Source organism: Vibrio sp. Vb1018 (assembly GCF_033338775.1).
Classification (GTDB): domain Bacteria; phylum Pseudomonadota; class Gammaproteobacteria; order Enterobacterales; family Vibrionaceae; genus Vibrio; species Vibrio alginolyticus.
Window position 1 is genome coordinate 174,833 of record NZ_JAWOTI010000003.1, and the last position, 18,711, is coordinate 193,543.

16 protein-coding genes are annotated in these 18,711 nt (G+C 44.4%); 7 read left to right on the forward strand and 9 right to left on the reverse strand.

Annotated features, from left to right (window positions below):
* Window positions 1–174 precede the first annotated feature (174 nt).
* Complete coding sequence (locus R7Z10_RS05535; protein WP_005373920.1) at window positions 175–369, forward strand: hypothetical protein; 195 nt, start codon at window positions 175–177, stop codon at window positions 367–369.
* Between the two features lie 75 nt (window positions 370–444).
* On the opposite strand, the gene fusA is transcribed toward R7Z10_RS05535, so the two are convergent.
* The 5 genes from fusA to R7Z10_RS05560 all read right to left on the reverse strand — a co-directional run bounded on the left by fusA (window position 445) and on the right by R7Z10_RS05560 (window position 7,156).
* Window positions 445–2,469, reverse strand: coding sequence for an elongation factor G (gene fusA, locus R7Z10_RS05540; protein WP_029853012.1), 2,025 nt, complete (start codon window positions 2,467–2,469; stop codon window positions 445–447).
* 293 nt (window positions 2,470–2,762) lie between these two features.
* On the reverse strand, window positions 2,763–3,755 hold the full coding sequence (gene dgcA, locus R7Z10_RS05545; protein WP_318104258.1) for an N-acetyl-D-Glu racemase DgcA: 993 nt from the start codon (window positions 3,753–3,755) through the stop codon (window positions 2,763–2,765).
* Window positions 3,756–3,805: 50 nt separating this feature from the next.
* Window positions 3,806–4,810, reverse strand: a complete 1,005-nt coding sequence (gene dgcN / locus R7Z10_RS05550; RefSeq protein ID WP_318104338.1) for an N-acetyltransferase DgcN — start codon at window positions 4,808–4,810, stop codon at window positions 3,806–3,808.
* Between the two features lie 101 nt (window positions 4,811–4,911).
* Window positions 4,912–5,793 carry a LysR family transcriptional regulator gene (locus tag R7Z10_RS05555; RefSeq protein ID WP_005387199.1) on the reverse strand — a complete coding sequence of 294 codons (882 nt, stop codon included), beginning with the start codon at window positions 5,791–5,793 and terminating at the stop codon, window positions 4,912–4,914.
* A gap of 154 nt (window positions 5,794–5,947) precedes the next feature.
* Window positions 5,948–7,156, reverse strand: coding sequence for an MFS transporter (locus tag R7Z10_RS05560; RefSeq protein ID WP_017635140.1), 1,209 nt, complete (start codon window positions 7,154–7,156; stop codon window positions 5,948–5,950).
* A 201-nt stretch (window positions 7,157–7,357) separates the two neighbouring features.
* On the opposite strand from R7Z10_RS05560, the gene soxR reads away from it, so the two are divergent.
* Entirely contained in the window at window positions 7,358–7,792 is a 435-nt protein-coding gene (soxR, locus tag R7Z10_RS05565; protein WP_005373898.1) for a redox-sensitive transcriptional activator SoxR, read from the forward strand.
* 9 nt (window positions 7,793–7,801) lie between these two features.
* Here the strand turns inward: soxR and R7Z10_RS05570 are convergent, their stop codons facing one another.
* Together R7Z10_RS05570 and R7Z10_RS05575 are read right to left on the reverse strand one after the other, a co-directional pair.
* Window positions 7,802–8,197, reverse strand: coding sequence for a DUF2391 family protein (locus R7Z10_RS05570; protein WP_005373896.1), 396 nt, complete (start codon window positions 8,195–8,197; stop codon window positions 7,802–7,804).
* 13 nt (window positions 8,198–8,210) lie between these two features.
* Window positions 8,211–9,056 (reverse strand): tetratricopeptide repeat protein, encoded by an 846-nt coding sequence (locus R7Z10_RS05575; RefSeq protein ID WP_005373890.1) that lies wholly within the window; start codon window positions 9,054–9,056, stop codon window positions 8,211–8,213.
* A 200-nt stretch (window positions 9,057–9,256) separates the two neighbouring features.
* On the opposite strand from R7Z10_RS05575, the gene R7Z10_RS05580 reads away from it, so the two are divergent.
* A complete protein-coding gene (locus R7Z10_RS05580) occupies window positions 9,257–9,727 on the forward strand; it encodes an ASCH domain-containing protein (RefSeq protein ID WP_017635141.1) in 471 nt (156 codons plus the stop codon).
* A 54-nt stretch (window positions 9,728–9,781) separates the two neighbouring features.
* Here R7Z10_RS05580 and R7Z10_RS05585 read toward each other — a convergent pair whose 3' ends face one another.
* A complete protein-coding gene (locus R7Z10_RS05585) occupies window positions 9,782–10,369 on the reverse strand; it encodes a bifunctional 2-polyprenyl-6-hydroxyphenol methylase/3-demethylubiquinol 3-O-methyltransferase UbiG (protein ID WP_215810474.1) in 588 nt (195 codons plus the stop codon).
* 91 nt (window positions 10,370–10,460) lie between these two features.
* Complete coding sequence (locus R7Z10_RS05590; RefSeq protein ID WP_318104265.1) at window positions 10,461–11,978, reverse strand: phospholipase D family protein; 1,518 nt, start codon at window positions 11,976–11,978, stop codon at window positions 10,461–10,463.
* Window positions 11,979–12,496: 518 nt separating this feature from the next.
* Between R7Z10_RS05590 and R7Z10_RS05595 the strand changes: the two genes are divergently transcribed.
* The 4 genes from R7Z10_RS05595 to R7Z10_RS05610 all read left to right on the forward strand — a co-directional run bounded on the left by R7Z10_RS05595 (window position 12,497) and on the right by R7Z10_RS05610 (window position 18,661).
* Complete coding sequence (locus tag R7Z10_RS05595; RefSeq protein ID WP_025767993.1) at window positions 12,497–13,654, forward strand: efflux RND transporter periplasmic adaptor subunit; 1,158 nt, start codon at window positions 12,497–12,499, stop codon at window positions 13,652–13,654.
* Window positions 13,655–13,667: 13 nt separating this feature from the next.
* Window positions 13,668–16,826, forward strand: coding sequence for an efflux RND transporter permease subunit (locus R7Z10_RS05600; protein WP_318104268.1), 3,159 nt, complete (start codon window positions 13,668–13,670; stop codon window positions 16,824–16,826).
* 324 nt (window positions 16,827–17,150) lie between these two features.
* The gene (locus R7Z10_RS05605; protein WP_191115800.1) at window positions 17,151–17,417 is read left to right on the forward strand and encodes a hypothetical protein; all 267 of its coding nucleotides are present in this window, start codon (window positions 17,151–17,153) and stop codon (window positions 17,415–17,417) included.
* A gap of 395 nt (window positions 17,418–17,812) precedes the next feature.
* Window positions 17,813–18,661: a DNAase gene (locus tag R7Z10_RS05610; protein ID WP_318104271.1), complete on the forward strand. Its 849-nt coding sequence runs from the start codon at window positions 17,813–17,815 to the stop codon at window positions 18,659–18,661.
* Window positions 18,662–18,711: the final 50 nt, after the last annotated feature.

An 18,711-nucleotide genomic window follows, 5' to 3' on the forward strand; every position in this document is an offset into this window, starting at 1 on the left:
ACCTTAATCGCTGCACTCACGTTTGCCAATAGCCACGACAAAGTGCCTCAAAAATATTAAATGCAACTGTTTAAATATGATTTTGTCGTTGGTGTCTAAATTTTACACAGTTACGCCTGTACTCCGATAAATTCGTTCTACGCTTACTATTCGTCTTAATAAAGGAGAACCAAAATGGCTGTAATGAAGCAGGATATTCCAAATCGTGTAACGGTTTACCATGACAATATCGATCAAGAACAAGAGCTGAAAAATGCGATGCTGCCAGAGAAACCGCGCTACTTTAACGGTGCTCCGACTTACAAAGCGAACAGCATCGAAGAGTTTGAAAGCAAAATCAGTCAGATAGGTTTGTCTCTCGATAAATAATTTTTCTTTTACCTAAAAGCGCCCTCAAAATGAGGGCGCTTTTTTGTTTATGTGATTGATTTGAATCTTAGGGAATTAACCTTGTTGTGTACTGCCTTGGCAGACCTGTTTTTGCACTGCTGGTGGCGCAGGCTCGTAATGGCTTAAGGTCATACTAAAGCTGCCTTCACCACCAGTGATAGAGCGTAATCGACGAGCGTAATCTTGCAGCTCGTTTACAGGTGACTTGGCTCTGAGTAAGGTGAAGCTGCTGTCGATTGGCTCGGTGCCTTCGATTAAGCCTCGGTTTCCAGATAAATCTCCAGAAACATCGCCAACGTTCGCGGTTGGGATGTGCAGTTCCATCTGGACAATGGGTTCTAGCACAATAGGATCTGCGTTGTTAATCGCATCTAAAAAGGCTTTCTTACCTGCGATGACAAACGCAATTTCTTTCGAATCGACGGAGTGATATTTACCGTCATAAACGGTGACTTCCACATCCTTAATTGGGTTGCCAGAAATCGCGCCTTCCTCTAACGCTTGCAAAATACCTTTTTCTACAGCAGGAATGAGCGCGGTTGGAATGGCGCCACCCACCACTTTGTTGATGAACTTAAATCCGGCACCACGTTCGAGTGGACGAACCTTCAATTGCACTTCACCAAACTGGCCTGCACCGCCACTTTGTTTTTTGTGTCGATAATGCCCTTCGGCAGGTTTGGTGATGGTTTCAAAGTATTCGACGCTTGGTTGGCAGGTTTCGACGTCCAGTTTGTACACGTTCGCCATCTTTTCTAATGCGACTTTGAGGTGAAACTCCCCTTGGCCGCTGATGATGGTTTCGTTGGTGCGAGCGCGATGTTCGATGCGCAGCGAAGGATCTTCACTGGCAATTTTATTCAGCACATCTCCTAATTTTTGCTCATCTCCACGCTTAAGAGGCTTCAAGCACAAAGAATACATGGAGTCAGGAAGGTCCAACGTTTTGAGTTGAACTCCATCTTCTTCGTGAGAGTCATGAACGATTGAATCGAATTCGAGATCATCCACTTTGGCTAAAACGCAGAAGTCGCCTGCAAGCGCGCGAGGGATCTCGGTTCTATCTTTGCCCTGCAGTTGATATAAGTGCCCAACTTTAAATGCCTTGTTGCTTTCGCCAATATAAAGCTGGCTGCCCGCATTGATTTCACCCTGATACACACGTAAGTAGGCAAGTTTTCCCATATATGGGTCGACGCTGACTTTGTACACGTGTGCGACGGTGTGCTCTAAGGTTTCGCAATTTACTTTGATTTTTTTGCCGTTCTTTTCCAGTAGAGGAGGGTTACCCTCGTTTGGCATGGGCATGATCTCCGCCAAGGTGCGCAGCAGCAACTCGACGCCCGCGCCGGTTTGTGCTGAGACAAAACAGACCGGAATCACATGTCCAGTTCTCAGTGCTTCTTCAAACGGATCATGCAGTTGCTCTGCGGTGAGTTCGGAGCCTTGTTCCAGATACAGTTCCATCAGTTCTTCATCGACTTCGATGACTTGGTCAATTAAGGTCTCATGAGCTTCATCTACCGTTGCAAGTAAGGTTTCTCGTCCCAATTCTGGTTCGAAATAGCAGTCAACTACAGATTCCCCGTCAGCCGAAGGTAAGTTGATCGGCAAGCAGTGGTCACCAAAATGCTCAACGATGTTCTCCATCAATCTTTCTAACTGATTACCGTGGTTATCGAGCTTATTGATAATGATCATCTGACATTTTTGCTGCTCTTTAGCAAAGGTGAATAAGCGATCGGAAGTTTGGTTAAGTGGGGTTTGAGGGTCGATGACAAGGGCAGATGTTTCAACGGCAGGAAAAACGCTGATAGTACGGCCAAGTAACTCGTTTTGTCCCGGAGTGTCGATGATATTGAGCCGGTGTTTATTCCAGCGCAGTGCGACTGGCGTTGCTTCAATACTGTGTTGATATTGGATGGATTGAGGGTCGAAGTCGGTAACGGTATCGCCTTTTTCTACGCTGCCTAAATGGTGCGTGGCATCGCAGGTGAAGAGCAGTTTTTCTATCAGCGTGGTTTTACCGGTCCCGGTTTGGCCGACAAAAGCGATATTGCGTATTTTGTTGATAGGCATAGAGCCTCCTTGCAAGATGGCGTGAAAAACCTACGAATTGCTAGGAAGTGGGTTGTTATAGAAACCCACGCACTGCATTGGAGTAGGGCGGGATTACCGCCTATTCGTTTTCCACGTCATTTTCCGGATGACTCGATGCATAAGACCACCTTCTTGGACTACTGGAATCTTAGCATGCCTCAATAACCATATAATTTATGTGACTTATTTCATGATGGAGCTGATTGTTTTTTAATCGAGATCATAAACTCAGAGGTTCTGACTTTTGGAGCAAAACCTCTGGATTGTTTAGGCTATTTGGAAAGAACGATTTCGCCGTCGCAATAAACCAAGCTTGGCGTTACATCTTGTCCGAGCAGCAACGGGCCATCAAGATCGACAACGCTTGCCTGAGCAGCAATGGGTAAGGCAGCACGCATCGCAAGCGACGTCCCCAACATACAACCGGACATGAGGCGAAAACCGAGTTTTTGGGCGTCGTCGGATAATAATAGTGCTTCAGTGAGCCCGCCAGTTTTATCTAGCTTAATGTTCACCATTTCATATTTGCCAACCAACTGATGCAATTGCTCTCTGGTGTGACAACTTTCATCGGCGCAAAGTGGAATGGGGTGCGGAATGCTGGCGAGTACGTCGTCGCAGTCTTGTGGCAACGGTTGCTCGATCATGGTGATATTAAACGGTTCGAGTTGAGCAAATACCGTCGCGAGGTCGAGGTTTTGCCACGCTTCATTCGCATCTAAGACAATTTGTGCGTGCGGCGCGGCATCGCGTACTGCTGCAACGCGCTCAATCACGTTTTCACCATCCAGTTTTACCTTAAGCAGTTTTGCGCCTTGGCTAAGGTAAGCTTGTGCCTGTTTTGCCATCGCTTGCGGCTTGTCGATAGAAACCGTCATCGCCGTCACAATCGCCTCGGGCAACGTAAAGAGGTCGTGAACCTGCTGCTTTTGGCTCAAAAGCGCGTGAAGATGCCAAAGGGCGCAATCCAATGCATTTCTTGCCGCCCCTGCGGGTAATAACGATTGAAGCTGGCTTTTGAGAACCATGACATCAGCTTCGCCTTTGGCATACAAACTTTGCAGTTCATGTGCGGCGTGAGAAATCGCCTTAATCACCGATTCAACCGATTCACCATAACGAGGGTATGGCGTGCATTCACCTTGGGCGGTCATGCCTCGATGTTCAATTGTCACTCGGACTACGTGGCACTCTGTCCGACTGCCGCGAGAGATGCGAAATGGTGTCGCCATGGCAAGCGTGACAGGTTCTACATGAATTTTCATCTCACTAGTTTTCCCTAAACCACAGTTATTTTCTAAACCGTAAATGTTTCTTAAATCGTAAGGAGCCTATCTGCAACCGCATCAACGCCAAAACGTACAGGGTCGGTGACGGGCACTTGGTATTTGTCGCTCCAATCCTGGCATAACTGGGCTGCATCTTCTTCGCTGAGCGCCGAAGTGTTTAAGCAAATACCCACTAATTGAGCGTTTGGATTTGTTAGGCGAGCAGCGGCCAGATTCGCTTCTATCGTTTGTTCAATGGTTGGCAAGCTCGCATGTGGTAAGTTGCGGATGTGCGGGCGACCAATCTCATGGCACAGTATCAGAGCGTCAGCTTGTGCGCCGTGAAGTAAGCCCAAACTTACGCCAGCAAACGAAGGGTTAAACAATGAACCTTGCCCTTCGATGATGTCCCAATCGTGATCGGTGAACTTAGGGCTGATCGCTTCTACTGCGCCGGAGATAAAATCGGCAACTACGGCATCAATCGAAATGCCACTGCCTGCGATGAGAATTCCGGTTTGACCCGTTGCTTTGAACTCTGCACGACAGTTTTTACGCTTCAATGCATGCTCAATGGCAAGGGCAGAGTACATTTTGCCAACGGAGCAATCTGTCCCTACAGTAAGTACTCGCTTGCCTGCACGAGCTTTGCCATTGCCGACCTTGAGCGGGGCATCATAATGGCGAACATCATACAGTTTGGTTAATCCGCGTTGTTCTAGATCGGCAAGAGGAGCAAATTCCGCCAAACGTTGGTGCATGCCCGATGCAATTTCAAATCCCATTTCTGCGGCTTCAAGTAAGGTTGTTTGCCAAGCTTCGGGAATGACGCCTCCTGGATTTGCAGTGCCAAGCACCAGCGTTTTTGCTCCTTGCTGCTGCGCTTGTTGTAGTGTCATGTCGGTTAAACTAAGCGATACGGTTTCTGGCGTCAGGCGGATTTGGCCAAGACAAATCTCAGGTCGCCATTGATATATGCCACGCGCGGTTTTTGCTGCGAGTGGATCGGTTACATCGCCAAGAAAAAGTAGGTAAGGTTGAGCAATTTGCATGATGGTTCCCTTCGTCATCGTTATTGCTCATTAATGTAGCCAGACTGATTTAGGAAACCGAATGCTTATTTGTTAGGCAGGTATAACTTCAGGTTATACCTTTAAACCATCTGTTGTTTTAGGGCGGTGATAAATTGCTTTGTCGCAATGGATTGAGGTGTGTGCTCTGCGAATAAAATAGAGACAGAGAAGGACATATTTGGCTCCAAAGCATGCACGGAAACGGCATTATCTTGGCGATATTGTTTTGCAGTCCAAGGGTCTACAATCGCGAATCCTGCTTCGTTTTTCACCAGTTCAGCCGCCGCGGAGTAGCTGCGGACGGTAATGGCATGTTGATAATGCTCGTCACGCGCTGACAAGGTTTGATGTAACAGCAAGCCCAGAGGGTCTCGGCTATCTAAACCGATAATGGGTAAATCGTGACTGATGAGTTCTTCTAAAATGACGGTTTTTTCTGCGGGTATCGCTGCGCTTTTAGGAGCGATCAGTGCTAAGTTTTCTTTCAATAACACGTGCCCCATGATCGCTGGTGGTGTTTCTTCACCGAACGCAATGGCGACATCCAGTTCATGTTTCAGTAAACCTGAGCACAGCTCATCGCGATTGGCCGTTAAGAGCTCAAAGGAGATGCTGTGCTCTTTCGATAACAACGCGACAGTCGGCGCTAACAAGTGTGCGGCCAAAACAGGCGGAGCACCAACTCGTAAATGTTGAGTTCCCTGTTTGACTTTGTTGGTCAGAGAGCGAAATTGTCCGAGTTGTTGATAGACTTTTTCAGCCTCTGGCAATAAGGCTTTGGCTTCTTGAGTGGGAACGAGACGGCCCTTTACACGCTCAAATAAAGCGAAGCTCAGTTGTTGTTCTGTATGGGCGAGAACTCGAGTGACATTAGGTTGGGAAACGTGCAGTAAGCGAGCCGCGCCTGACACCGTTCCTGCTTGCATAATGGCGTAAAAGACTTCTAATTGCCTTAAGTTCACTGCGATTTCCCCCTGCTCATGTTGGTCACTTCAGAATACCCAACCTTGCTGATAAGCGATAGAGGCAAAAGTGCTGGCGTAAAAAATAGGAAGACGATGTTGGTTGCCTTCCTATCTCGCTTTTTCAATTTCTCAACTTCTCAATTTCTATGCTTCACTTTGCTGCTGCATGAAGGGGCAGGTCGTTAAACGGCTCGACGTCTCGACTGAGTAATCCCATCAAAATCACTGCTAACACCATGACAGCAGCTGCGATTGCAAAACCGTATTGTGTTAGTTCGTAATGACTCAACATTGCAATCAGGACGTAACTGAGAGATTGAATGGTGGTGGCAAACATGCTGATGCCGCCATCGACGCGACCTCGTTGATGAACCGCTACGGTGTGATGCATCCAGTTGACTCTCGCAATGCGATTTAGCGCGTTAAATACGCCAAACAGCGCCGTAAACAATAAGATGGTCAGCGGGCTCATCGCAAAACTCATCCCGATAAGCGCAAAAGATACCATAACCATCGAAGCGAACATAATGTGGCTATGGGAGGCACGGCTTAGCACTTTGGTGACAATAAAGCCGGTTAGCAACGAACCGAGGCCAAAACTGATGTTGAACCCTGCAAACCAATCGCCAGAGATGCCTTGTTCAGAAAACCAAATCGGCACCAGTTTGCTCAAATACGTCAATGCAGGATAAGAGAGGCAAGAGAGCAGAATAAAGCCATAAAATCGGGGTTCGAGACGGAATATTTGTTTGCTCTCTTTGAGTTGCGCGATGAAAGCAACGGATTTTGACGCCCTTAATTGTTGGGTATAAGGCGTCAGAATATAGAACATCGCTGCTAACGCAGAGGCGCTGGCCGCAAACAAAGCAAACTCTTTCATACCCCACATTTCAAGCAAAACAATACCCAACGCGCCAGCTCCGAGGGTTGTGGATTGCATTACAATTTCTTGCTGACCCGAAATTTTCGCATACTCATGGTGCTGATAATTTTCTTGGGTGAAGGCGTTGTTGGTCGTCCATGCAAAATTACTCGAAACCCAATACACCAATTGCGCAAAAGCCAGCAACCAGTGTGACTCAAACCCTAACCAATAAGCAATGAACACCACCAAAGCCATACCCGATTGAATCCATTGATTGAGCACGAGTAGTACTTTGCGTGAATGTCGGTCAATTAAAGTGGAAAAGAAAGGCGTTGCTAGAAAAGAAATCGCGGTGCAGCTCAGAGAAACTAAAGCTACGAAAGTGCCCATGTTAGGTTCGGAAAGCATGACCCATGGCAGCGCCATCATGAATAAGCCAGAGGAGATACTGTCGAAGAAGCGGCCAGCTAAGTACGGCTGAGTTTTATTTTTCATTATGTTTGCCTCTAACTCCCGATGGATTTCAAAAGGTTGATGTCCAACTGTCTTGTGGTTAACAACCAAGTCGTTCGCGCTGAATACATTATCTTGAGATCGCCGGGGTTTAGCGTTAATTAAGATGGTGCAACTTTAAAACCTCAAGTAAACTTGAGGTAAAGCATTTTTTTAACAAAATTGATACGCAGGGAGTCAAGGATGGAAATCAGCGTAGGAGAAGTGGCAAAACGTTCTGGAGTGAAAGTATCTGCCCTACATTTTTACGAGCAAAAAGGACTGATTTCGAGCTGGAGAAATCAAGGTAATCAGCGTCGCTACCATCGCAGTGTGTTGCGCCGTGTTGCGGTGATCAAAGCAGCGCAGCAAGTTGGGTTGTCGTTAGAAGAAATTAAACATGCGTTAGATGAACTGCCGAAACACCAAGCCCCTAACAAAGCGCAATGGGAAGAAATGGCAAGCCATTGGCATGAACAGTTAGAACAAAAGATTCAAAAACTTAAAGCGTTGCAAAACGATTTAGGCGGATGCATTGGCTGCGGGTGCTTGTCGTTAGAAACCTGCGCACTGCGAAACCCAGAAGATGTATTAGGGAAAGACCACTCGGGGTCGAACTTAACGTTAGAAGAAGAGTAGCGATTATCTCTATTCTTTGTCGAAACTGTCGACTACGATCGCGCCCATCGAAGCAGGCATTGTGATGACGATAACGCGCTTTATCGCAACCAAAGGCTCATTCATGAGTGGCAGCTTATCAAGACAGAAAAGAACTAACGCTACCACAACGGCCGCAATGAGGTACGCGATAACCACACGAAAAATAAAGATGGATACGCGATTCTTGATGTGGCTTTGAAACACGCTTTGATACGCGAAAAAACTGAGGAAAATGACAGAAAGACTTAACAGCATGAGCAAGTTTGCCATTGGTAGGCTCTCACCCAATCGCCACGCCTCCTCCGAAAATGAGATCGGGACTGCTAGGGCAAAAGCACCAACCAATACTTGGCTAGCGTCTTCTAGATTAAAGTGGCTGCTCATGCTGTTTATTCCATTATTCGCTTGCTAGATGTAAGAGCTTTTCAAAACGCTCATTACCGTGCAGCAATTCGAGGTCTCGTTCTTCGGCAAGTAAATCACGAATGGATGGGCTGTATTCAATTGCGCGTTCCAAGTCTTCAATAGCTTGCTCTTCGATACCAAGGCGAGAGTATGCACACGCGCGTTGATACAGTGCAGGGCCGTTGGTGTAATCGACTTCAAGTACGCGGTTACAAATGCTAAGTGCCCAATGGTATTCGTTGATTTCCATCGCTGCGTCGGCTTTGTAAGTCAACGCTTCTAAATCACCTGGACGAATTAATAAGATTTCATCATAGATTTCAATACGTTGTTCTGGAGTTTGAGAGCTTTGTGCACGTAGCCATAAGTTATGGATCTCGTTGATTTTCTCAATCTCTTTGTTGTTTTCACTGATAATGCGAGTTTTGCGTTTTAAATCTCGCTCAAGGGCGACAAACTTTTTCTCGTATTCTTGGGCGATCTTCTCCAATCGTTTATCAGCCATCTCTTTGGTGTTGTGTTTAAACTCGCGCAGAGATTGCCATCCGACAAAGGCAATCAGCGATGCGACACCAGCAATGATGTAGAAGAAGTATGTAACGGTCACGTTGGCATAGTTCAACGATTTATCTGCGACCGTTAGCTCGCGATCGGTGATCTCTGTGATCATTCGCTTTTCTAGGCTTTGATAGTCCTGACGTAGCGCTTTTAGTTCATCTAAAATATAGCGTTCCATTAATGGTCTATCTAACAGATCCGATTCTGAATACTTTTCCTCCGATGCCATTGTTGGCAAGGCAAGTATCAGCGAGAAAAAAATACCAATAAATAAGCGCATATAACGTCCTTTCACGAGAAGAGTACAGATAGACCATGCAACAATAGCAAATAGCACAAACGTTTAGCAAAGTTATTACAAAAGAAATAACAGTCGTCTACGTAGAAGTCATATTCTTGTTGTTTTTCAGTTTGTTCCTGGTGGTTATTTGTTGTGATATCTTTTATCCTCCTTGCGAATTTATGATTAATGGAGTGAGCATGGACGCGCGAGCTAAGGATTACTTAGAACAATTCCTAGAATTATTATCACCAGAACAAAGGGAAGCTGTACCATCAGTCAGTGCTGACTATTATTGTGCCGACGAATACAACGCGAATGTATGCGCAGATTTGGTTCGTATTGGACAGAAAACAGCATCGTGCAGTTTGGAGCTTTGGTATCGAGAGCATGGTGAAATCATGCCCCAAGTCGGTCATTTACAAGTAGTGACGAATTGGGATGGGGACCCGGTTTGCGTGATACGAATTACTGACGTAAGTACATGCAAATATGAGGATGTAACCGCAGAGTTTGCCTTCGCAGAAGGCGAAGGTGATAGAACCTTAAACTGGTGGCGTGATGCACATACTGCATTTTTTAAAGCTGAATGCGATGAGTTGAACATCGATTGGCATGAGAAACGTACGCTGGTTTTAGAGCGTTTTGAAGTGGTGTATCCCGTCAATTAATCTCTGATAGCAGCACTGATTTGAAGTGCTGCTTTCTTTATTGAGAGACCATTTTTAGCGCTTTCGAGCGGTCACACTAAACATGTGCCAATGTTTTTGGCTTCCTACTACAGTGGTCCCGTCTTCATCTCTTTCATGCAATGAAATGAGGCCGTAACCCTCGAATAAGCTTTCCACTTCCTTTTTTGTTAATGCGGTAATGTTTGGATGCATTTCGGAGGTAACCCAGGAGTCTTTCACTCCCAAGAAATCGCCGCAGAAGATACCGCCTGGTTGTAATGCGCTGTCTATTTTTGTCCAGACTTGTTTGAAGCCTGTGTCAGGGCAAAAGAACAAACTGGCATTTGCGATAACCAAGCTGCACTGAGGATAATTAAATTCAGTAAAACAGCACTGCGAAACCGAAAATCGTTTATTACCTTCAAAGCGTGTTAAACAAGTTTTTACTGCATCTTCATTGCTATCACATGCGTGAACCTTAAATCCTTTTTCGAGGAGGAAGTGGCTGTCTCGACCTATTCCGCAGCCAATATCGAGAGCGACTTTGCCTTCTACCTTAAGTAGGTTTACGGCATTTTCCACGTTTGGGCGGTGAGGTTGGCTTAAAATCTTCTGATAGTATTCATTCCATTGCGCTGGCATTGAACTTCCTTATGTTGGTTGTGTCCCCAGCCCCAAAACTAGCGTCCATTTTGTTTTGCGTGACTGGGGAGATTTGCAGTATTGGCAACTGTTATAGCTGATCTTCAATTGGTAATATTCCGGAGAACCAAGCGCCCATTTTTCGCCATACTCCTGCTTCTGGTTCGGAGTCGTATTCTTCGCCTGTTTTTACGTCGGTCCAGACAATGTCCCCGTCGCGCAGAGTTAAGGCATAGGCGTTACTCGACAGTTGATTCGGCAGTTGTTCTAGAAACATTTGCACATATTCTGGCTGTTCGATAACAACGGCCATTTCGGTATTCAAAGCTGCCGAACGTGGGTCCCAGTTCATTGAACCAACGAAAAGTGTTTTGTTATCAATCGTCATTGCTTTAGCGTGTAAACTTGCTCTGCTACTCCCCGTGAGGCTCCACTTACTTTTGAGTTTTGCGCTCGCTTTTACTTCCCAAAGCTTGATTCCAGCTTCGAGTAGATCTTTTCGATATTTTGCGTACCAACCATGCACGGCAAACACATCGTTAGACGCGAGGCTATTGGTCACAATCGTGATATCAACGCCTCGCTTGGCCGCGTTACTTAATGCTTGAGTACCTACTTTAGTTGGAACGAAATAAGGAGAAATGAGCACAAATGAATCCTCAACACTTTTAACCAGTTCCGACAAATTATCAATAAGTTGGCTCTCTCGGGTTGCGACTTTATCGGGCAGATCAAACCATACTTTCGCTTCTCCCCAGTAGAGCTTGAGTTTGCCTTGTTTTAGATCTTGGTACATATCCAGTTGTGTGAAGTCATAGCGGCCGGTTGAAAACTTTTCCTCTAACCGGAGTTTATTGACCTGCTTTTGAATCGCTTGGTCGGTAATTTGCTGTGAATTCGGTGTAATCCATTCCATTGGTATCGCATAGGCGCTATTCCAGTAGAGGTCGAACTGATCGGCAGTTTGTTGTACCGCCTCACCATAGAGCAGAAGATCAAAATCACCAAACTCAACTTGCGATTCAAAAGAGAAGTATTCATTGCCGATATTTCTACCTCCGACAATGGCGGAAACACTGTCTGCAATCAGAGACTTATTGTGCATACGACGATTAAGACGTTCAAAATCGCTAGCAAGAGCGAACCAACGGGAGTCGCGATACTGATGCGGGTTAAATAAGCGGATTTCTATATTAGGATGTGCATTGAGGGCAGCCATCACATCGTCGTTTCGCTTTTGCATATCGTCAAGCAACAGCCTTACTCGAACACCACGCTTTGCCGCTTCATACAAGCGCCACGTTATTAGCTGACTCGTTTCGTCACCACGGTAAATATAGTATTGAAGATCAAGGCTTTTCTGGGCGGACTCGATCAAAGAGGTTCGAGCAAGAAGGGCATCGTGTCCCTGATTTAACGGTGCAAAGCCAGTTATGGACTTAGGGTCTCTCCCGTAAGCTTCAAAGTACTGCGCAAGAACAGAATCCTTTTGATAACCGAGCTGAAAGCTGGTGGACTTTTCACTGGCGTCATTCAACGATACGGATGAGCATGCCGATAAAATAGTGAGCAGCGAGGGGAAGAGCAACTTGGCGAGCGTTTGTAACAAAGCACATTTCCTTGTCTTACAGAGTGTTACCTACTCCAAATTATAGACTTAAGCTGACGCCACATGCACCCAGAACCGTTTGATAACGAGCGATTAATCAATGAATTGCCATAGAGCCTGCACTAAGTTCAACTTTTAGAGCGCAGATAATCATTTATTTTAATTATCATTATGGCCGTATTGGTCATAATCACTAATATCTGGTGATTATGACCAATAGCACACTGGATAAAATAATGCTTTTCATATAACCATATGATTTTTAATAAATAAATGCTTGGCATGTCATTTGCTGTTTAGAACAAAAGTTAAGTCAGAGCAACTTGCGCAGTTGGTTAATTTTTTGTTAATTTTATTAACTTTGAATTGGCAATAACTATCTAGTTCGCTGCTTAAAAGACTAGGCAAGCGCCGCTTTGATGTTTATTCAAATTCAATTCTCTCATCACCATGCTTACCGGGAGCAATGGACTGAATAAAAGTGTGGTGTTGAAAACAACAATAAAAAAGGATTTTCGATGTTAGCAAAACCCATATTACGTTGGCTTTTACCCTTCGTCGTCGTTGGAGGCTCTTATGCAGGATATGCTGCAATTGCCGCAACTGCGCCGGAAAAAGAGTCAACCAAAGATGCAATTACAGAACCTACTGTTCAGGCTTCTTCTCTTTTTCCTACTGATCACAAAGTGGTGATTACCAGTCACGGTGAATTAGTCCCTTTTGAAAAAACACACCTTTCCGCGCAAGTCAGTGGTGAAGTGATAAGTTGGCACCCGAATTTTGTAACGGGTGGCATCGTGAAACGAGGAGAGGTTCTTTTCACAATTGAAAGCGACAACTATGAAGCGTCGGTTTTACAAGCTGAAGCCGATTTAGCTAGTGCACGCGCAAACTTGATTGAGGAACAAGCGAAAGCCGAAGTGGCAAAACGTCAGGCAAAGAGACTGAGCGATAAGCAAGTGACGGATCTGTATTTACGCAAGCCTCACGTTTTGAGCGCACAAGCGCAAGTAAAGTCGGCTCAAGCGGCACTCAAACGAGCAAAAAGAGAGTTAGAAAATTGCAAAGTCGTTGCACCTTACGATGCGCTGGTTGTTGAGCGTGATATTGGTGTTGGTCAATTTGTTACATCTGGTTCTCGAGTTGCCACGTTAAACAACATCGAAGTGGCAGAGGTGCACGTACCCATTGCCGGTTTTGATAGTGCATTTTTACCCGAATCCATTGGTGAACTCACTGCGACAGTGACGCAGCAAGGTGTGTTTTCTACCACTAGAGAAGGTCGAGTAGTTCGTGATTTAGGCATGATTGATAGCGCTACCCGAATGATTAACATGGTCATTCAAATCGCGGACCCATACGGTGTCGATAACCAGCAGCCTCCAATTAAATTCGGCTCCTACGTTGAAGTGAGTTTCACTGGTAAGGAACTTAAGCATATCTATCGCTTACCACAGGAATTAGTTAAAAACCGTACCGTGTGGGTGGTGAATGGCGATAATCAACTTCAACCCAGAACTGTCACGGTTTTGAGAGCAGAAGGTGAGTTTTTGCTGGTGGGCGAAGGCTTAGAGCAAAGTGATAAGTTGGTACTGACCTTACCAGAGTACCCTCAAAAAGGCATGGCGGTACAAATCGCAAAAAAGAGTGACGACTCCGAAACCGTCGTACAGTAAGTAGGAGTTTGTCATGGAAGATACTAAACAAAAGGGCTTAATTGCCTATTTTGCGAATAACCCCGTCGCTGCCAACCTTTTGATGGTGTTCATCATTATCATGGGTGTGGTGAGTTTTCTCTTTATTCAAAGGCAGATGTTTCCGAATATTGAGGTGAACTACATTGATGTTCGTGCGGCTTATCCTGGCGCTTCTCCTCAAGAGATAGAAGAGAGTATTCTCGTTAAGGTCGAGGAATCGATTAAAGACGTCACCGGGATTAAAAAAGCAGTCTCAACGGCCTCTAGAGGTAGCGCGTATGTTTCTATCGAGGTAGACGTTAATGCCGATATCAAGCGTGTCTTAGATGATGTAAACCAACGTATTGATACATTGTCTAACTTACCAACGGGTATGGAACCAATCAATGTTTACCAAGTTGAATGGCGCCAAGATGTAATCGAAATGGGGTTAGTTGGGGACCGACCGCTCGAGGAGCTTAAACCGCTTGCTAAGCAAATCGAAGATGAATTACTTCAGTTAGAAAACGTCATGCTGGTGTATCTGAGTGCGCCAGAAGAAGAAATAGCGATTGAAGTTGACCCACTTGTTCTTCGTAAATACGACCTGACGTTGAGCGATATCAGCAGCGCGATCAGCCGTTACTCAGCCAACTTTTCTGCGGGCGAAGTAAAAACAAACTCAGGGATGATTGCAGTAAGGATTGAAAACCAATACTACCGTGGTGATGAGTTTAGAAATATTCCAGTAAAGCTTGGCGCAAATGGTGCAAAGGTTCTGTTGCAAGATATTGCCACAATAAAAGATGGCTTTACGGAAGAAGAGCGCTACTTTGAATACTCAGGTCAGAATGCGATCTACATGTCTGTTGAAGCAACTCGTGACCAGAACATTATCCCTGTTGCACAGTCCGTTCGTAATTATATTGAAGCAAAAAACAAGACATTACCGCAGGATGTTAAGCTCAAAGTCTTAGTTGATACGACTTATTATTTAAATGGGCGTCTCGACATGATGTTGAAAAACTTGCTGCAAGGCGCTGCATTAGTCGCGATTATGCTGACCATTTTCCTACGTTTCCGCTTGGCTATGTGGGTAATGATTGGGCTACCTGTCTGTTTTCTCGGTGCCGTAATGATGATGCCTGCATTAGGGATCACGGTAAACATAGTGTCTCTTTTTGCCTTCATTATGGTGCTCGGTATTGTAGTTGATGACGCCATCGTGATGGGAGAGAGCGCTTACAGCGAAATTGAAGAAAAAGGCGGTGGCGTCGAAAACGTGGTTCGTGGTGTAAAACGTGTTGCCACACCAGCCACTTTCGGTGTGTTAACCACAATTGCTGTGTTTGCCCCTTTCTTGTTGTCTAGTGGTATTGATAGTGCCTTCTTTTATGGTATCGCGGGGGTCGTGATTCTTTGTTTGATCTTCAGTTTGATTGAATCGAAGCTGATCCTTCCTGCACACCTTGCGCATACTCATTTTAAGCCAGTTAAACCAGGTGGCTGGCGTGACCGATTCAACCAACGTTTCTTCGGCTTTGTAAACGGTCTGTATCGTAACTTTGTAACAACATGCACCCATTGGCGCTGGACAGTGTTTGCGGTGTTCTGTGGTTTACTGCTGATCAGCGCGGCTTTGATCAACGCGAATTATGTTCGGGTGATCCCTAACCCTAAAGTGCCGACTGACTATCCTGCGATCACTATTGAAATGAATGATACCGTTTCAAGTGAGCAGACAATCAGTGCACTCAAAACCATCGAACGTGTCATGCAAAAGATCGAATCTGAGACCATTGCAAAACATGGTCAAGGAATGATTCGTGATGTGCTGTCGTACAACAGAAGCCGCACCGAAGGTCGTGTATTAGTACCTTTGGTTGATGAAGAGTTACGCCCGTTCAATACATTTGAGCTGGCTCGACGTTGGCGTGAAGCTATGCCTGTTATTCCAGGTATGAAGAGCATCAAAATCCGCGAGCAGAGTGCGGGTGGTGGTGACAGAGATGAGTTTGGCTACTTGTTGTTTGGTTCTAACATCAATGAGCTCAACGAGGCTGGGCGTTACTTGATAGAGCGTTTACAGCAGGAAGAAGGGTTATATGATATTTCATCTTCTATTGATTCTGGAAGCAAAGAAGTACTCCTGTCTCTTGCGCCTGTAGCGTACGATCTCGGTCTGGATCTCACCATGATCGCAGAGCAAGTTGGTGGCAGCTTTTATGGTGGAGAAGCACAGCGCATTATTCGTGATGGTGAAGAAATTAAAGTTATGGTGCGTTACCCGCAACTGACGCGTGAAGCATTCTCATCATTGCGTTACGCTGTGATTACCACACCAGCAGGTAAGAAGGTCATGTTGGGTGATGTGGTGAAGATCAATGAGCAGCCGGGCGTGAGTAGCATTCGACGTGAAGGCGGGTATCAAACCGTTTATGTCTATGGTTCGATAGACGAAGAATTGGTTGAACCTCAAGAAATCGTGAAGGTCATTGACGACAATATCTTACCGGATATGAAGCAAGCGTTCTCGAGTGTGAAAACAGAATTGGGTGGTGATATTGAAGAGCAGGCTGCGCAGCGTAATGAACAGATTTTGTTCTTTATTGCAGGCATGATCATCGTCTACATCTTGTTAGCTGTACCGTTAAAAAGTTATACCCAACCTTTGATTGTAATGTCCGTCATTCCGTTTAGTCTGACGGGGGCGATTTGGGGCCATTTCTGGCTAGGTTTAGACATCAGTATGATGTCGACATTTGGTTTGATCGCCGCTGCTGGCGTGGTTATCAACGACTCTCTGGTTATGACAGATTACGTAAACCAAGTGAGAGAAAAGGGTATGAACATCAAACAAGCGGTTGTTGAGGCGGGTTGTGCTCGTTTTCGAGCTATCACGCTCACCTCAATAACGACGTTTGCGGGTGTATTGCCGATAATGTTTGAAACGAGTTTGCAGGCGCGTTTTGTCATACCGATGGCTGTCGCTTTGGGCTTTGCGGTGTTGTACGCAACGGTTCTGACTTTAGTGTTGGTGCCTTGTTTGTATTTAATGCTTGAAGATATTAAAAATATTTTCAGATCGATTAAGAGGTTTATCCATCGTTTGATTAATCGTTTCAGAAATTCACCAGTGACGTCGAGCGTTGAGGCAAGCGTATCGAGTTAACAAGCTTGATGTTAACGATTAGGAGCAGCTTTCGGGCTGCTTTTTTGTTTCCGCATTTTGATTCAAAGTGATTTTTTAGTGGGCAGTTACGTAATTATCTGATGAGAAAACTGCCTGACAAAGCATTTCTAATGTGTATGTTTCTAATGTTTTAAATTCGTATGGTTAATTTAACACTTGGTTAGCGAAATTTACCAGACGAAGATAATGTTGAATATGAGGTTTTATTTAAGTTATTGAAAAATAACAAAATAAAAGTTGGCATCGTATGTGCAATATATAAATTGTAATTAAAATTAACTGCTAATCCTCAAGGAGCTTATTATGAAAAGCGTATTTCTATCTACTCTAAGTCTTATTGCTGTAATGTCATCACCAATCGCTGCTGCTAACACTTTAGACAAAGAGGAGTGGAGCTCAGATTTACGTCAGGACTTTTCTGAAATGAAACATGAAACTATAGCAGATATTCAGCAAATGAACATGGATGCCATTCACGCACGTGATGAGCGTATCGTGAAAAACATTAAAGATGAGCAAGAACAGTTAGTAAAGGTAACGTGCCACAAAGAGAAAGCAAGCAAGTCATAAACGCCGATAAAAGAGACTAACAGACGAAAATGAATCCAATACGAGTTCGGTGTTAGTTAGCAGTAAGCACTGACCTTGTTGCTCTACTTGCCAGCCTTTTAAGGCTGGCTTTTTTGTTTCTCATTTCATGGGTGGAGATCAGATCCTCAAGCTTATTATCAATAGTTGGCGTGTTTGATGAGCTATTGCTGGATGGAGCGGATGTAACTTTCAAAAGTGTAGATTTCAGTAAAGTGGAGGTGATGTTAGATATTTAAAATTTAGAAAAGATCCGATCTCCTTTTTGACCTTCATACTACCTTAGTATGTGGCTTACCTTTACTTGAATTAGAACTCATATTGCAGGCTCTCGTTTAAAGGTATTGATGCATATTTGAAGAATAAGAGATAGACATATGAGTTTTATTAAAATGTGTAAAGATGGTTTTAGAGGAAAGCCGGATTTCTCTAATTTATTACATAATGCGTTCCAGATAGATGACTTAGTGCTGTCATTTGAGTGTCCGAACAACATATATGAAGGACATGTATACCAGGATCTTGTTAATTTAGAACAGTTCGATGTTGAATCAAAAATAGAGAGGCATGAAAGGTTTGTAAAGTTAGCTACGGTATATTTTTTGTTTCAGAAGAAAATATTAAACCCTTTGCTTCCTATTAACAAACAAGGTGGATTATATATTAGGCTACGGGTTAAATCTACTGGAGAAGATATTGATAATATTAGTCAATTGTCCTCATTTTTAGAGAGAGAATATTATGATTTTTATCATGCCCCGGAGCAAAGTGAAGGCTCTATGAGGGGGTATCATACAGACTTGATGAAAGAATTGACTAAGCGTGCGAATAAACAATGGGGAGAAATTCCAGAAAGTGAAGACCGAAAAAGAGAAAAAGAAGAATATTTAATTAGAGGTTTCTTAAGTGGTTATCCACCAATAAAGTGTGAGCTAGTTGAAGTTGGAAAAAACAAATACTCAAAATACTCAGAAGGTAATCTTAAGTATAAGAGTGAATTACGAAGAGTATACAATTTACCCATAAAAAATGAATTCTACCTGAGCATCGAGTTTTGGTATAAGTACGAATCGATGTTTGCTAAGCAGAAGTTTTTAGATTGGGTGAGAAGTGCTGATGAAACTTTTGAAAAAAAAGTATTGGAATTACTGGACTTGTCTCCGGTAATCGAATCGTATACGGCTGGAAAAACAGAGAGATTGAGCAAAGAAACTAACGCAGATTAAGTCCATTTCAGTGGGAAGAAAAAAGCCCGCGAAGAATGCTTTCACGGGCG

Excerpts from the sequence above, each read along its gene's own strand:
- R7Z10_RS05580 (WP_017635141.1), top strand. The coding sequence starts at position 9,257 with ATGGACGCGCGAGCTAAGGATTACTTAGAACAATTCCTAGAATTATTA.
- R7Z10_RS05575 (WP_005373890.1), bottom strand. The coding sequence starts at position 9,056 with ATGCGCTTATTTATTGGTATTTTTTTCTCGCTGATACTTGCCTTGCCA.
- dgcA (WP_318104258.1), bottom strand. The coding sequence starts at position 3,755 with ATGAAAATTCATGTAGAACCTGTCACGCTTGCCATGGCGACACCATTT.
- R7Z10_RS05570 (WP_005373896.1), bottom strand. The coding sequence starts at position 8,197 with ATGAGCAGCCACTTTAATCTAGAAGACGCTAGCCAAGTATTGGTTGGT.
- R7Z10_RS05600 (WP_318104268.1), top strand. The coding sequence starts at position 13,668 with ATGGAAGATACTAAACAAAAGGGCTTAATTGCCTATTTTGCGAATAAC.
- dgcN (WP_318104338.1), bottom strand. The coding sequence starts at position 4,810 with ATGCAAATTGCTCAACCTTACCTACTTTTTCTTGGCGATGTAACCGAT.
- R7Z10_RS05605 (WP_191115800.1), top strand. The coding sequence starts at position 17,151 with ATGAAAAGCGTATTTCTATCTACTCTAAGTCTTATTGCTGTAATGTCA.
- R7Z10_RS05535 (WP_005373920.1), top strand. The coding sequence starts at position 175 with ATGGCTGTAATGAAGCAGGATATTCCAAATCGTGTAACGGTTTACCAT.
- R7Z10_RS05610 (WP_318104271.1), top strand. The coding sequence starts at position 17,813 with ATGAGTTTTATTAAAATGTGTAAAGATGGTTTTAGAGGAAAGCCGGAT.
- fusA (WP_029853012.1), bottom strand. The coding sequence starts at position 2,469 with ATGCCTATCAACAAAATACGCAATATCGCTTTTGTCGGCCAAACCGGG.
- R7Z10_RS05595 (WP_025767993.1), top strand. The coding sequence starts at position 12,497 with ATGTTAGCAAAACCCATATTACGTTGGCTTTTACCCTTCGTCGTCGTT.
- R7Z10_RS05585 (WP_215810474.1), bottom strand. The coding sequence starts at position 10,369 with ATGCCAGCGCAATGGAATGAATACTATCAGAAGATTTTAAGCCAACCT.
- R7Z10_RS05560 (WP_017635140.1), bottom strand. The coding sequence starts at position 7,156 with ATGAAAAATAAAACTCAGCCGTACTTAGCTGGCCGCTTCTTCGACAGT.
- soxR (WP_005373898.1), top strand. The coding sequence starts at position 7,358 with ATGGAAATCAGCGTAGGAGAAGTGGCAAAACGTTCTGGAGTGAAAGTA.